This window comes from Litchfieldella qijiaojingensis (assembly GCF_014651875.1).
Lineage (GTDB): Bacteria > Pseudomonadota > Gammaproteobacteria > Pseudomonadales > Halomonadaceae > Litchfieldella > Litchfieldella qijiaojingensis.
Window position 1 is genome coordinate 70810 of the sequence record NZ_BMXS01000017.1, and the last position, 14338, is coordinate 85147.

The window sequence follows — 14338 nt, forward strand, 5'->3', positions numbered from 1 at the left end:
TGTTGTTCTCCTCGTCACTTGATTGATTCACGGCGCCTACCTGGCGGACGTGCCAAACACAAAGCAATAAGCGTGCCCAAGTGCCAATCTGCAACCTACAAAGAGCGCTCCCCATTCACTCCTCGTGGCTGGAAATGAGCGGCAACTTAATGATTTCCAGAAAAAACTGACGATACTGACAAGAATAAGCATGGATATATCAAGATCCAATTCAGCATCGTTCTCCCTGAAATTCTGACGCTTCATGACAGGCTAGTCAGTTTTCATAATGGTTCAAGTTTGATTAACACCCTAATCAAAATCACAAGACAAAATAATTTAACTATCTGTTTTTATTGTATTTTTTATAATCCTAACTGTTTCACCCAATCGGTGCACATCCTCACCAAAAATGTGCTTACCAAACCAAAGATTGCTCAAATACCTTTCATTACAATAACTTAAGGCAGAATAATTTGATCTTGAAAAAAGTCTTGCATTTCTCCTGCCAGCGGGTCTAGCTTTCAAAAAGCTGTCCATGGTGTCAGTTTTAAACAACCACAATACGAAACGGACAATCCACGATGCAGAAAATGAAGATCGGCCTTATTCAGATGGGCCTGAAAGCCAGTACCGACCTGGATCCCGCCGCGATTCGCGACGCCATGAACGAGGCTCACCTGCCATTGATCCAGCAGGCCGCCGATGCCGGCGTGCAGGTGTTGTGCTTCCAGGAAGTGTTCAACCAACCCTACTTCTGCCCCAGCCAGGACCCCAAGTGGTACGCCGCCGCCGAGCGCGTCCCGGAAGGCCCGACCTGCCAGTTGATGCAGAAGCTCGCCGCCGAGCACCGCATGGTGATGATCGTGCCCGTCTACGAAGAAACCGTGACCGGTGTCTACTACAACACCGCCGCGGTATTCGATGCCGACGGCAGCTACCTGGGCAAGTACCACAAGACTCATATCCCCCAGGTCGCTGGCTTTTGGGAAAAGTTCTACTTCAAACCCGGAAAATCGGACTGGCCGGTGTTCGATACCGCCTACGGCAAGATCGGTGTGTATATCTGCTATGACCGCCACTTCCCCGAGGGCTGGCGCGCCCTGGCCTTGAACGGCGCCGAGATGATCTTCAACCCGTCGGCCACCGTCGCAGGTCTGTCCCAATACCTGTGGGAACTGGAACAACCCGCTTCCGCTGCCGCCAATGGCTGCTTCATCGCCACCATCAACCGAGTCGGCACCGAGGCACCGTGGAACATCGGCGAGTTCTACGGTTCCTCCTACATCGTCAATCCGCGCGGGCAGATCGAGGCCCAAGCCAGCGACAAGGAAGACGAACTGCTGATCCACGAGATCGACCTCGCGATGGTGCGTGAGGTGCGCAACAACTGGCAGTTCTTCCGTGACCGGCGACCGGATGCCTATGGCCGCCTGACCGACGGCGAATAGGCGCTCGTTGACCTTCAGCTCAGGCCTAAACCTACAAGCACAAGAGAACGGAGAGAGCGACCATGACCCTACTGATTCGTGGCGGCACCGTCGTCACCCATGAAGAGTCCTACCGCGCCGACGTGCTGTGCGACGACGGCAAGATCCAGGCGATCGGCGAGAATCTTGACGTTCCCGCCGGTTGCGAGGTGATCGAGGCGGGGGATCTATACGTGATGCCCGGCGGCATCGACCCGCATACCCACATGCAATTGCCCTTCATGGGCACCGTAGCCAGCGAAGACTTCTACACCGGCACCGCTGCGGCACTCGCCGGCGGTACCACCTCGATCATCGACTTCGTGATTCCCAGCCCTGGTCAGTCTCTGATGGAGGCCTTCCAGACCTGGCGCGGTTGGGCGGAGAAGGCCGCCGCCGACTACGCCTTCCACGTCGCCATTACCTGGTGGGACGACAGCGTTCACGAAGACATGGGTACCTTGGTGCGGGAGCATGGAGTCAACAGCTTCAAGCATTTCATGGCCTACAAGAATGCCATCATGGCCACCGACGACATCCTGGTGCAGAGCTTCTCACGCTGCCTGGAACTCGGCGCGGTGCCTACGGTGCATGCCGAGAACGGCGAACTGGTCTACCACTTGCAACAGAAGCTGCTTGCCCAGGGCATGACGGGACCGGAAGCTCATCCGCTGTCGCGCCCTCCCCAGGTCGAGGGCGAGGCTGCCAGCCGTGCGATCCGTATCGCCAGTACCCTCGGCACCCCCGTGTACCTGGTGCACGTCTCGACCAAGGACGCCGTGGACGAGATCACCTACGCCCGCCAGCAGGGCCATCCGGTTTACGGCGAGTGTCTGGCCGGTCACCTCGTGCTCGACGACAGCGTCTACCAGAACACCGACTGGACCAGCGCCGCAGCACACGTCATGAGCCCCCCCTTCCGGCCCAAGGGGCACCAGGAGGCACTGTGGAACGGGCTGCAATCCGGCAACCTGCAGACCACCGCCACCGACCATTGCTGCTTCTGTGCCGAACAGAAAGCCATGGGCAAGGAGGATTTCACTAAGATTCCCAACGGCACCGCCGGCGTCGAAGATCGCATGGCGGTGTTGTGGGACGAAGGGGTGAATACCGGCAAGCTGTCGATCCACGACTTCGTGGCGCTGACCTCCACCAATACCGCCAAGATATTCAACCTCTACCCACGCAAGGGCGCCGTGCGCGTCGGTGCCGACGCCGACCTGGTGCTCTGGGACCCGCAGGGGACTCGCACCATCTCGGCCAAGACCCACCACCAGAACGTCGACTTCAATATCTTCGAGGGCAAGACAGTGCACGGCATTCCGCGCCATACCATCAGCCAGGGCAAATGGGTATGGCGAGACGGCGAGCTTCGCGCCGAACGCGGCGCCGGCCGCTACCTGGAACGCCCTGCCTATCCAGGCGTGTTCGATGTCCTGCAACGCCGCGCCGAATACGACGCACCGCAGCCGGTCGAGCGCAGCTAACGACGCCCGCTCAGCAAACGGCACCATAACAACAAGGGGCCATTACCGTGACCAATGACTTGAAGCACCTGCCCCGGGTCGGTGAAAACCCGGAAATGACGCCGCAGGCGCTGGCCGACAACTTCCGCGACCTGCATCCTCCGCTCACCGAGCGCCAAGCGGTCATCGAGAGCCAACGCTGCCTGTACTGCTATGACGCTCCCTGCATTGAGGCCTGCCCATCGGATATCGATATCCCGCGCTTCATCCGTCAGATCGGCGAAGGAAATATCAATGGCGCCGCGCAGACGATCCTGGAGCAGAACATCCTGGGTGGCAGTTGCGCGCGGGTCTGCCCTACCGAGATCCTCTGTGAACAGAGCTGCGTGCGCAATCACGACGCTGAATGCCAGCCAGTGCTGATCGGCCTGCTGCAGCGCTACGCTACCGATCACATGAATTTCGACCAGCACCCATTCGCCCGTACCGCCGATAGCGGCCGCACCATTGCCGTGGTTGGTGCTGGTCCGGCTGGCCTGGCTTGCGCCCACCGGCTCACCATGCTCGGCCACCGGGTGGTGATCTTCGAGGCCGAAGCCAAACCCGGCGGGCTCAACGAATACGGCATTGCCCGTTACAAGATGACCGACGACTTCGCCCGCAAGGAGGTGGAGTTTCTGCTCGAGATCGGTGGCATCGAGATTCGTTACGGTCAGCGCCTGGGCGACAACTTGAACCTCGAACGTCTGCATGCCGACTATGACAGCGTGTTCCTGGGGCTTGGCCTAGGCGCCAGCCGCGCACTGGGGCTGACCGGCGAGGACGCGCCGGGCCTCGCACCCGCCGTCGACTACATCAAGGAATTGCGTCAGGCCGATGACCTCGGCGAGCTACCGCTGGCCAAGCGCTGCGTGGTGATCGGCGCCGGCAATACCGCCATCGACATGGCGACGCAGATGGCTCGACTCGGTGCTGACGAAGTGACGCTGGTCTACCGCCGCGGTGTCGAGGCGATGTCAGCCACCGACCACGAGCAGGAGATCGCCAGGGCAAACGGGGTACGCATACTGACTTGGGCCCGGCCTCTGCAAGTGCTGCTCGACGACGGGGGGCGCGTCGCCGGCATGCGTTTCGAAAAGACCCATGAGCAAGACGGCCGCCTTGTCGGTACCGACGAGACCTTCGAAATCGCCGCCGATGCGGTGTTCAAGGCCATCGGCCAGTCCTTTGCGGAGGCGAGCCTTGCCGACCCGCTGGCGGTGGAACTCGAGCGTGACGGCGAGCGAATCCGGGTCGACGGTAGCTTCCGCACCTCACTGCCCAACGTCTATGCCGGCGGTGACTGTATCGCCCCCGGGCAGGACCTCACCGTACAGGCAGTACAGCACGGCAAGCTTGCCGCCCACGCTATCCATCAGGATCTCATGGCCAAGCAGGAGGCAGCATGAACAGCATCGTCAACGGAGTGGATCTCAGCATCGACTTTGCCGGTATCAAGGCACCCAATCCCTTCTGGTTGGCGTCGGCACCGCCCACCGACAAGGCCTACAACGTAGTGCGCGCCTATGAGGCCGGCTGGGGCGGCGTGGTATGGAAGACCCTTGGCGAGGATCCGGCCGCGGTCAACGTCTCGTCGCGTTACTCGGCGCACTTCGGCAAGAATCGAGAGGTACTGGGCTTCAACAATATCGAGCTGATCACCGACCGCTCGCTGGAGATCAACCTACGCGAAATTGCCCAGGTTAAAAAGGACTGGCCGGACCGCGCGCTGATCGTGTCGATCATGGTGCCCTGCGAGGAAGCCTCGTGGATGCATATCCTGCCGCTGGTGGAGGCCACCGGTGCCGATGGCATCGAACTCAACCTGGGCTGCCCTCACGGCATGCCCGAGCGTGGCATGGGTGCCGCGGTGGGCCAGAACCCGGACCTGATCGAGCAGGTCGCTCGCTGGTGCAAGCAGTATTATTCCAAGCCGGTGATCGTCAAGCTGACGCCCAACATCACCGATATCCGGGCCCCGGCCCAGGCTGCCTTACGTGGCGGTGCCGACGCGGTGTCGCTGATCAACACCATCAACTCGATCACCAGCCTCGATCTGGACAACATGGTGGCCAAGCCCACAGTGGGCAGCCAGAGCACCCATGGCGGCTACTGCGGCAGTGCGGTCAAGCCAATCGCCTTGAACATGGTCGCCGAGATCGCCCGCGACGCCCCCACCCGCAACCTGCCGATCTCCGGTATCGGCGGGGTATCCAACTGGCGGGATGCCGCGGAGTTCATCGCCCTCGGCGCCGGCAGCGTACAGGTATGTACCGCCGCCATGTTGCACGGTTTCCGCATCGTCGAGGAAATGAAGGACGGGCTATCGCGGTGGATGGCGGAAAAAAGCTATCGTTCGGTCGCCGATTTTTCCGGCAAGGCGGTGAGCAATACCACCGACTGGAAACACCTCGACATGAACTTCAAGACCATCGCCCATATCGACCAGGACAGGTGCATCCAGTGCGGGCGCTGCTATATCGCCTGCGAGGACACCTCGCACCAGTCGATCGCCCAGTTGGTCGAAACCAGCGGCGCCAAACGCTACGAGGTCATCGAGGAAGAGTGCGTGGGCTGCAACCTGTGCCAGATCACCTGTCCGGTAGAGAACTGCATCAGCATGGTGCCGCAGGAGACCGGAAAACCCTACATGAGCTGGGAACAGGATCCTCGCAACCCCTTCCGTAAGGCGAGTTGAAAGAACGGCCTCACTCTCGTGTACCGCTCAGGGAGTCAAGCCAATCCCACGCAGTATCACTGACGTCACCGACTGGACCGCCTTCTCGAACTGGAGATCGTCGAGGGGGCGGTCATCATTCAGCAGGGATATCTGGTAATTGAAATCGGCATAATGCTGAGTCGAAGCCCAGATCATGTACAGCAGGTGCGAGGGTTCGACCGGCAGGATACGGCCGTCATCGATCCATTCGCGGATCTTGGCCTCCTTTAGCTTGGCCCACTCGTAGAGGTTATCGCGCAACTGCTCCTGTAGGATGGGTGCTCCCTGCATCACCTCTGCTGCCCACACCTTGGAGCCATACGCTCGATCCCGGGAATGGGCCATCTTGGCACGGATATACGAAGACAGCACGATCCGTGGGTCGTCGTAGAGTTCGAAGCAGAGCGCATCCTGCTTCCATACCTCGAGTAGTCCAAGCAATACCTCGCGATACAAATCTTCCTTGGTGGCGAAGTAGTAATGCACATTGGACTTGGGAATGTCCGCCAGTTGAGCGATTTCACCCATCGATGCTCCGGCGTACCCCTTCTCCGCGAACACCTGTTCGGCTACCAGCAGAATCTTCTCGACATTGCGCCGACGAATCTCGCCTTTCTTCTTTGCCATCCTGTCCTCGTGCCCCGTGGAACAGCAGAAACCGCCGATAGGCATCGGCGGTTTCCAGCTTACCATCTCGGGCCAGGAGGCCGCGCCCCCTTTGGTATGCGTGGCGTCACTCGCGAAACACGACACCATCCAAAAAGGCATCCGGAGCCATGGCGATTTCGCCACGACTTCCCGGTAGCGACCAGGGGCGATCATGGGCACCTTCGGCACGGCTATCGATCAAGGGCACGGAAATTCCCAGATCGGCCGCAGCCTGACGGTAAAGATCGGGCCGCACGCAACGGGCAATGGTGGCCTCCAGGTCACACGCTTGCGGCAGGTGCCCCCAGCGTCGCATCTGCTCCGCATACCAGCGTGTCTGCGAATACCAAGGGAAATTGGCAGCATGACGATGGAACAACGTCGCGCCGGGCAAGCGCTCTCCCTCCCGAATATCGGCCGGATTGAGCACTGGCGACGGGATTCTCCAACCCGTCGGTCGCAAAAGCCTCCATCTGGCGGTATAACGCTGGCGATACGGTGATCGCATTGCCGCCCAGGTTGAGAGTCAACGCCGAGAGCATGGGGGTTGCCCGACCGTCCAGGCCCAGGGTCAAACGTATTATTTCGGGGTTCATCCTCTTCTCCTAGGTTTGTCCGAAAATCGCCAAGCGCAGGGAGTTTTCGGACAACGCTTACCTCTTGCCTGCGGCGGCCAGCATCTCCTGCGCCAGCTCATGAATGGTCATGCGCCGATTCATCGCCGTCGAGCGCAGATATTGGTAAGCGACCTCTTCACCAATGCCGCGCATTTCCATGATCAACGCCTTGGCACGATCGATACTGCGCCGCTGAGCGAGGGTTTCCTGGGTACGTGTCAGTTCGCCCTTGAGGGCGCGGTGAGACTCGAAGCTGGTGATGGCGACATTGACCATCGAACGCATCAGCGCCGGCTTCACATGGTCGACGACATAGGCACTGACGCCGGCCTTGGCGGCCTGTCGCGTAAGATCCGGCGTTTCTTCCTCGGCCAGCATGATCATCGGCTTGGGGTAACGCCGGCCGAGTTGTCCCACATGTTCCAAGGTATCGCGACTAGGTAGCGCGGCATCGATGATCACGGCATCCGGCTGCAGCCGCTCGACCACGGCATGCAGGTCCTGCTGTTCATCGACGGTGGCCAGAACGTCGAACCCTGCCTCTACCAGCGCCTTTTCCAGCACTTGGGAGCGCTCGGGTTTGGCATCCACGATCAGCACCCTGATGGTCATTCTGATTCCTCTACGATGGTGCCCGTGAAGAGGGTGTTTACAAACTACTGCGCTAGGCCATGCTGCGTTGAAATCAGCCTCAAAATGCTCATTTACAAACTCGTAAACTCCGCTTTTTCGGCTGATTTCGCCTTGCCTGACCGTCGCTCGTCACATTTGTAAACACCCCCTGAGCGCGGCGTGCGTATTCACGAAGCGAATTCTGCCTTACCTCTCAAGCAAGCAAGAATCACGCCACATAGAGATGACACCTTGCAGCGCCATATTCGCGCCATTCCGAGGAATTGCCCGGGCCAGGATGCTTTTTCATGGTGCAAACTCCCCCTGACATGCGCCAAAGAAGCGCTCGACGATATCCCCGCACCCCCTACAACTTAATGATTTTCCAATATTTATAAAAACTGGCATGCCAGTTGCTAAGAGTTGGCCGACAAAGATATTCGCATGACGTGGACCAGGCCCAAGACGGGCACGAGTGCGTCGAACCCCAGGCCTTCAACGACGAAGGTACTCAACTTGCGTTCGACGAGGTTTGCCCACATGGAAATTCACAACAAGGCCAACAGAATCCGTCTGTTCAATCTGAAGACGCCACAAATGCGCGCCTTCCACTTCTCCTGGTTCGCTTTCCATATCTGTTTCTTCGGCTGGTTCGGCATCGCACCGCTCATGGCGATAGTGCGTGACGACCTGGGCCTGACCAAGACCCAGATCGGCAACACCATCATCGCCTCGGTGGCCATCACCGTGATCGTGCGACTGGCGATTGGGGTGCTATGTGACCGTATCGGTCCGCGCAAGGCCTACACCTGGCTACTGTGCCTGGGTTCCCTGCCGGTGATGGGCATCGGCCTGGCCTCGAGCTTCGAAACCTTCTTCCTAGCCCGCCTGGCAATCGGCGCCATCGGTGCCTCCTTCGTGATCACTCAGTATCACACCTCGGTGATGTTCGCCCCCAACGTGGTCGGTACCGCCAACGCCACCTCGGCGGGCTGGGGCAACCTGGGTGGCGGTACTACCCAAATCCTGATGCCGCTGATCTTCTCCGGCATCCTGATGCTCGGCGTCAACGAGGCCTTTGGCTGGCGTCTGGCCATGGTGGTGCCCGGCGTGGTGCTGTTCCTAGTCGGTATCGCCTATTACTTCTTTACCCAGGATGCCCCGAACGGCAACTTCGACGAACTGCGTGCCCGGGGCGAGTTGCCCCCGGCCAGCGGCGAACACGGTATGGGCCAGAGCTTCGCGGCCGCCGCCAAGGACGTTCGCGTGTGGGCATTGTTCGTGGTCTATGCCGCCTGCTTCGGCGTCGAGCTGACCATCAACAACATCGCCGCCATCTACTTCTTCGACAACTTCGACCTGACGCTGGCCACCGCTGGTCTGATTGCCGGCCTGTTCGGCCTGATGAACATCTTCGCCCGCACCCTGGGGGGTGTCTTCTCCGACCTTTTCGCCCGCAATGGCGGACTCAAGGGCCGTGTGCGCTGGCTGTTCATCGCCATGCTGTGCGAGGGTGTCGCACTGATGTTCTTCTCACAGATGCATGTCCTGGCACTGGCCATCGGCATCATGCTGGTCTTCAGCCTGTTCGTGCAGATGGCCGAAGGCGCCACCTTCGGCGTGGTGCCCTTCGTCAACAAGAAGGCCTTGGGGGCGGTAGCCGGCATCGTCGGCGCCGGTGGTAACGCCGGGGCCGTGGCCGCCGGTTTCCTGTTCCGCTCCGAATCTCTCAGCTACCAGCAGGGCCTGTTCTATCTCGGCATCGCCGTGGTGATTGCCTCGTTGTGTGCACTGGTGGTGCGTTTCTCTCCGGAAGTCGAAGCCGAGGAACAAGCCGCCTATCGCGAAGCCGCTGGCGACGACTCTCCCGCCCTGTCGCTGCGCTGAGCACCAGCCATATCGCCAGTCGCTCTGGCTTGCAACATGCACCGCCGCCCGATTGGGCGGCGGCTTCGTTTCGAACCAGCTGACAGACGGGCCAGAATTACCATGATCCCCCATACTGTAGGGGGCCGACGCAACGGAAAAGTCGCCGGCCCCTTCAAACCGATCCTGGAGGCACGACCATGACACAGGTCAGCGAACAGCCCAGCGAATATGTCGAATTCTGGAACGACACTCTCGCCGAAAAGTTCGAACGCTTTCGCGAGATCCTGATGAACGGGCTGAGCTATCACAGTCGCGTCCCGCTCGAGAAGCTGGATCTCACGCCGGGATCACGCATCGTCGATGTCGGATGCGGCTGGGGCGACACTGCCATCCACCTGGCGCAGCGGACCGGACCGCAAGGCTTCGTGCTGGCCCTGGACTGCGTCGAACAGTTCCTCGAGAAGGGTCGACAGGAGGCCGAGGCCGCCGGGCTCGAGAACATCCGCTTCGTGGCCGCCGATGTGGAGCGCTACCCCTTCGATCCTGAATTCGACTTGTGCTTCTCGCGCTTCGGGATGATGTTCTTCGAACACCCCGTGGTCGCCATGCGTAATATCCGCACCGCGCTGCGCCCGGGTGGCCGCTTGATGTTCATCGTGTGGCGCGATATCGAGGACAATCCGTGGCTCGGCATCCCCAAGCAGGTGGTGTTGGACTTCCTGCCTCCCCCGGGAGAGGACGCCCGCACCTGCGGGCCGGGCCCGTTCTCGATGGCCAACCCGGAAGTGGTCACCCAGCAACTCGAGATCGCCGGCTTCACCGACATAGCCTTCGAACGTAATGACGGACCGGTCACGGTGGGCGATTCGGTAGAAAATGCCATGCAGTTCCAGCTCGCCCTGGGACCAGCCGGTGAAGTGTTCCGCGAGGCCGGCGAACTGGCCGAGCGCCAGCGCGACAGCATCGAACAGGCACTCCGCGATGTCTTGCGCCCCTACCTGCAGGGCGATGCCATCGTAATGGGTTCCAGTTCGTGGACTATCACGGCACGCAACCCCGAATAGGGGATGCACTGATACTCTCCTCCTCCTACCGCCAGGGAAGGCGGCACACGCTGAATGTGCCAGCGGTTACACTGTCCTTTTCCGATTGCGATAAGGGTTCGTTCGTTTGTCCTCGCATACCGACCGACCCCCGTCCACCAGTACCGATGCCGGCCCCCTGATGGGCTTCTTCGGGGTATTCCGTTACAGTCGCCGGGCGCTCGAGCTGGTGTGGGACACCTCTCGCGGCCTGACGTTCGGCCTGGCGCTTTGCACCCTGGTCGCCGGGGTATTGCCGGCGGTGGCGGCCTGGGTCGGTCAGTTGATCGTCGATGCGGTGGTCGCCGCCATGCAGACACACCGCGAAACGGGAGAGGCCGCACTATGGCCGGTGCTGCGCTACGTGGCCTTGGAAGCCCTGGTGATCGCTCTGATCACCCTGGCCCAACGCGGTCTCTCGGCCCAGCAATCGCTGCTGCGCGCCCTGCTTGGCCAGAAGGTCAACGTGATGATTCTCGAGAAGGCCGGCACCTTGTCATTGGCCCAATTCGAGGACTCGGAGCTCTACGACAAATTGACCCGCGCCCGGCGCGAAGCCTCTGCCCGCCCACTGGCGCTGGTGAACAAGACCTTCTCGCTTTTGCAGAATGCCATCTCTCTGGTGAGCTTCGGCGTACTATTGGTGCAATTCTCGCCCTGGGCGCTCTTGATCCTCATGCTCGGCGCCCTACCGGTGTTCGTTTCCGAGGCCAAGTTCTCCGGCGACGCTTTCCGGCTATTCCGCTGGCGCTCGCCACAGACGCGCATGCAGATGTATCTGGAAACCGTGTTGGCACGCGAGGACAGCATCAAGGAGGTCAAGCTGTTCGGCCTGGGGCCGCTATTCCTCGACCGCTATCGCGCCATCTTCGACACCCTGTATGACGAGGACCGGCGCCTGACCATTCGCCGCGACACCTGGGGCTTCCTGCTCGGTCTGCTGGGCACCCTCGCCTTCTACGGCGCCTACGCCTGGGTGGTGATCGAGACCGTGGGCGGCAATCTCACGCTCGGCGAGATGACCATGTACCTAATGGTCTTCAAGCAAGGACAGGCGGCGCTTTCAGCAAGCCTGACGGCGATCAGTGGCATGTACGAGGACAACCTCTACCTGTCCAACCTCTACGAATACCTCGAACAGCCGGTCGAGTCCGACAGCGGCACCCTGACCGAGGGCGCCATCCCCGGCGACGGCATCCGCTTCGAACATGTCGGTTTCACCTATCCCGGGACCGACACCCCCGTATTGCACGACATCAACCTGCACCTGCGCCCCGGGCAGAGCCTGGCCCTGGTTGGCGAGAACGGCTCGGGCAAGACCACCCTGATCAAGCTGCTCACCCGCCTTTACCCACCTACCACGGGACGCATCCTGCTCGACGGAAGTGACCTACGCGAGTGGGATATCCAAACCCTGCGCCGGCGCATCGGGGTGATCTTCCAGGATTTCGTTCGCTACCAGCTCCAGGTCGGCGAGAACCTGGGGGTCGGCGATGTCGAGGCCTTCGAGGACGAAGCCCGCTGGCAGGCAGCAGCACGCAGCGGCCTGGCCGATGATTTCATTTCGCGCATGACAAGCGGCTATCACACCCAGTTGGGTCGCTGGTTCAAGCACGGCCAGGAACTCTCCGGCGGGCAGTGGCAGAAGATCGCCCTGTCACGCGCCTACATGCGCGAGGGAGCCGACATCCTGGTGCTCGACGAGCCCACCGCGGCCATGGACGCCGCCGCCGAAGCCAAGGTCTTCGTCCGCTTCCGCGAGCACAGCCGCGACAAGATGACCATCCTCATCTCGCACCGCTTCTCCACGGTGCGCGCCGCCGACCAGATCCTGGTGATCGACCGGGGCCGCATCGTCGAACACGGCGACCACGCCACCCTGCTGGCCGAGAACGGCTGCTACGCACACTTGTTCCGGCTACAGGCCAAGGGGTATCAGTAACCCGGCAAGCGCGATCACTCCATCTGACTCAGTAGCTGCATCCCTTGCTCAATATCTGCAGCGATGGCTTGGCAGAATACCTCTTCATCGCCACGCGATAACGCCAGGGTGACTTCACGATGATAGTCGTCGGCGATATGCGAGGCTCCCCAACGCATGCAGATATAGCGCATGCTCGGGCCATACTGCAGCCATAGGCTTTCGATCAACGGCAACAATACCTGCGAGCGGCTGCACTCCCTTCCAGCATGCGTTTTCTCAGCTACCCTATGCAGTTCTGGCTGGCTGCTTGGCCGCCCTGAGCTATCTAACGCTCGGCTATATGTGAAGTGATCGACGCGGGACATCTCCCATGCACATTGATCGACAACATGTTTTCTGGGCTTCGGCCCTACCAACGCTGGCGCCTCGTTCGCCGCTGACCGAACACCGCCAGGTGGATGTCGCCATCATCGGCGCCGGTTTCACCGGCTTGTGGACCGCCTATTACCTGAAAACCCTCGCGCCCCACCTCGATATCGCGGTACTCGAGGCCGAGCGGGTCGGCCATGGAGCCTCAGGGCGCAACGGCGGCTGGGTGGTCGGCAATATTGCTGGACTGGAGCGTCATATCGGCAGTCTGCCAATGGAACAGAGGCGTTTCTGCTGCCAGGTGCTGGCCGACAATGTCGATGAAATCGGCCATACACTAAGCAGGGCTGGTATCGACGCGGATTTCCACAAGGGCGGTGCCATCTATGCGGCAGCACGCTATCGAGACCAGATCGCCATCCAGCAAGACTACCTTGCCCACCTGCATGAACTCGGCCATAGCGAGAGGGCCTGTCACTGGCTGAACGCCGACCAGTTGGCGGAGAAAGCCCTTTTCCGCAATGGCTACGGCGGCATCTACCATCGTCAGGTAGCTACTGTGAACCCAGTCAAGCTGGTCACCGGCCTGGCCGATATGGTCGAACGCTTGGGAGTAACGATTCATGAGCAAAGTCGTGCTATCGCAATCGGTTCGGGCGAAGTGAGTACTCACGGGGGCACCCTCGAAGCCCCCACCATCGTCTGCGCTACCGAAGGCTACGCCGAGCGCTTCCACGATCTCTGGCGGCACGTCATCCCGGTACAGAGCTTGGTGATCGCTACCGAGCCGCTATCGGAGGCCACTTGGCAAGAGATCGGTATGGCCGAGCGCCCCGCCTTCGCCGATGCCAGCCGTCTAATCAACTACGGTCACCGCACCGCCGACGACCGCTTGGTGTTCGGCGCGCGCGGCACCTATCGCTTCGGTGGCAAGCCCAAGGTCGACCATGCCATCAGTGACGCCGATATCCGCATGCGTCGTGACCTGCTGGTAGACCTGTTCCCGCCGTTGGAAGGCATCAAGATCACCCACGGCTGGGGAGGCTCATTAGGACTATCGAGAAATTTCCGGCCCCATGTCGTTCTCGACCGCAAATCTGGTATCGCCACCGTTGGCGGCTATGCAGGCGAAGGCGTTGCCGCTTCGCATCTGTTCGCTCGCACGCTGGCCGACCTGATCCTCGAACGCGACAGCAAACTTTGCCGCATGCCCTGGGCCTTCACCAATGCCAGTCACCGGGAGTTGCTCAAGCGCTGGGAACCCGAACCGTTACGCTGGCTCGCCGCGCAAGCCATCACTTTCAGCTACGCCGCCGAAGAAACACTCATGAAGCACCATAAATCCACCCCATTGCTGAAGCCTACCCTGACGAGAGTGAACGATTACTTCGCTTCGATCATCGAGTGAATGGAAACACATCGTCGATCACCACGTTCATGCCGGACAGGTTCAACAGCCGGTAGTGATTGTACTTATCATGGGTATCCGACTCCGCTGCCATGGCCAAGTCTACGATCACACGAACAGTTGCCGGCGCCCCTGCT

The 14338-nt window shown here is 60.5% G+C and carries 13 protein-coding genes; 8 read left to right on the plus strand and 5 right to left on the minus strand.

The window, feature by feature from the left end; translation table 11 throughout:
- Nucleotides 1-563: 563 nt before the first annotated feature.
- From IE093_RS15605 to preA, 4 genes are all read left to right on the plus strand, one after another.
- A complete protein-coding gene (locus IE093_RS15605; protein WP_189470781.1) occupies nucleotides 564-1430 on the plus strand; it encodes a nitrilase-related carbon-nitrogen hydrolase in 867 nt (288 codons plus the stop codon).
- 62 nt (nucleotides 1431-1492) lie between these two features.
- Nucleotides 1493-2935, plus strand: a complete 1443-nt coding sequence (gene hydA / locus IE093_RS15610; RefSeq protein WP_189470783.1) for a dihydropyrimidinase — start codon at nucleotides 1493-1495, stop codon at nucleotides 2933-2935.
- Between the two features lie 47 nt (nucleotides 2936-2982).
- Nucleotides 2983-4362: an NAD(P)-dependent oxidoreductase gene (locus IE093_RS15615; protein ID WP_229803638.1), complete on the plus strand. Its 1380-nt coding sequence runs from the start codon at nucleotides 2983-2985 to the stop codon at nucleotides 4360-4362.
- The gene (preA, locus tag IE093_RS15620) at nucleotides 4359-5651 is read left to right on the plus strand and encodes an NAD-dependent dihydropyrimidine dehydrogenase subunit PreA (RefSeq protein WP_189470784.1); all 1293 of its coding nucleotides are present in this window, start codon (nucleotides 4359-4361) and stop codon (nucleotides 5649-5651) included. The genes IE093_RS15615 and preA overlap by 4 nt, the downstream gene beginning before the upstream one ends.
- Nucleotides 5652-5678: 27 nt before the next feature.
- On the opposite strand, the gene IE093_RS15625 is transcribed toward preA, so the two are convergent.
- From IE093_RS15625 to IE093_RS15635, 3 genes are all read right to left on the minus strand, one after another.
- Nucleotides 5679-6299: a TetR/AcrR family transcriptional regulator gene (locus tag IE093_RS15625; RefSeq protein WP_189470786.1), complete on the minus strand. Its 621-nt coding sequence runs from the start codon at nucleotides 6297-6299 to the stop codon at nucleotides 5679-5681.
- A 106-nt stretch (nucleotides 6300-6405) separates the two neighbouring features.
- Complete coding sequence (locus IE093_RS15630) at nucleotides 6406-6750, minus strand: hypothetical protein (RefSeq protein WP_189470789.1); 345 nt, start codon at nucleotides 6748-6750, stop codon at nucleotides 6406-6408.
- 223 nt (nucleotides 6751-6973) lie between these two features.
- Entirely contained in the window at nucleotides 6974-7549 is a 576-nt protein-coding gene (locus IE093_RS15635) for an ANTAR domain-containing response regulator (RefSeq protein ID WP_189470791.1), read from the minus strand.
- A gap of 540 nt (nucleotides 7550-8089) precedes the next feature.
- Between IE093_RS15635 and IE093_RS15640 the strand changes: the two genes are divergently transcribed.
- The 3 genes from IE093_RS15640 (at nucleotide 8090) to IE093_RS15650 (ending at nucleotide 12442) form a co-directional block, all read left to right on the plus strand.
- Entirely contained in the window at nucleotides 8090-9436 is a 1347-nt protein-coding gene (locus IE093_RS15640; protein ID WP_189470793.1) for an MFS transporter, read from the plus strand.
- Nucleotides 9437-9615: 179 nt separating this feature from the next.
- On the plus strand, nucleotides 9616-10482 hold the full coding sequence (locus tag IE093_RS15645) for a class I SAM-dependent methyltransferase (protein WP_189470794.1): 867 nt from the start codon (nucleotides 9616-9618) through the stop codon (nucleotides 10480-10482).
- A gap of 160 nt (nucleotides 10483-10642) precedes the next feature.
- On the plus strand, nucleotides 10643-12442 hold the full coding sequence (locus tag IE093_RS15650) for an ABC transporter ATP-binding protein (protein ID WP_189470832.1): 1800 nt from the start codon (nucleotides 10643-10645) through the stop codon (nucleotides 12440-12442).
- 14 nt (nucleotides 12443-12456) lie between these two features.
- Here the strand turns inward: IE093_RS15650 and IE093_RS15655 are convergent, their stop codons facing one another.
- Entirely contained in the window at nucleotides 12457-12657 is a 201-nt protein-coding gene (locus IE093_RS15655) for a hypothetical protein (RefSeq protein WP_189470796.1), read from the minus strand.
- 137 nt (nucleotides 12658-12794) lie between these two features.
- Here IE093_RS15655 and IE093_RS15660 point away from each other — a divergent pair, with 137 nt between their 5' ends.
- On the plus strand, nucleotides 12795-14201 hold the full coding sequence (locus IE093_RS15660; protein ID WP_189470798.1) for an NAD(P)/FAD-dependent oxidoreductase: 1407 nt from the start codon (nucleotides 12795-12797) through the stop codon (nucleotides 14199-14201).
- Here the strand turns inward: IE093_RS15660 and IE093_RS22675 are convergent.
- Nucleotides 14191-14313 carry a hypothetical protein gene (locus tag IE093_RS22675; RefSeq protein WP_268247405.1) on the minus strand — a complete coding sequence of 41 codons (123 nt, stop codon included), beginning with the start codon at nucleotides 14311-14313 and terminating at the stop codon, nucleotides 14191-14193. The genes IE093_RS15660 and IE093_RS22675 overlap by 11 nt on opposite strands.
- Between the last annotated feature and the right edge of the window lie 25 nt (nucleotides 14314-14338).

Coding starts and splice junctions, on each gene's coding strand:
- IE093_RS15605 (WP_189470781.1), top strand. CDS start 564: ATGCAGAAAATGAAGATCGGCCTTATTCAGATGGGCCTGAAAGCCAGT.
- hydA (WP_189470783.1), top strand. CDS start 1,493: ATGACCCTACTGATTCGTGGCGGCACCGTCGTCACCCATGAAGAGTCC.
- preA (WP_189470784.1), top strand. CDS start 4,359: ATGAACAGCATCGTCAACGGAGTGGATCTCAGCATCGACTTTGCCGGT.
- IE093_RS15625 (WP_189470786.1), bottom strand. CDS start 6,299: ATGGCAAAGAAGAAAGGCGAGATTCGTCGGCGCAATGTCGAGAAGATT.
- IE093_RS15635 (WP_189470791.1), bottom strand. CDS start 7,549: ATGACCATCAGGGTGCTGATCGTGGATGCCAAACCCGAGCGCTCCCAA.
- IE093_RS15640 (WP_189470793.1), top strand. CDS start 8,090: ATGGAAATTCACAACAAGGCCAACAGAATCCGTCTGTTCAATCTGAAG.
- IE093_RS15645 (WP_189470794.1), top strand. CDS start 9,616: ATGACACAGGTCAGCGAACAGCCCAGCGAATATGTCGAATTCTGGAAC.
- IE093_RS15650 (WP_189470832.1), top strand. CDS start 10,643: ATGGGCTTCTTCGGGGTATTCCGTTACAGTCGCCGGGCGCTCGAGCTG.
- IE093_RS15660 (WP_189470798.1), top strand. CDS start 12,795: ATGCACATTGATCGACAACATGTTTTCTGGGCTTCGGCCCTACCAACG.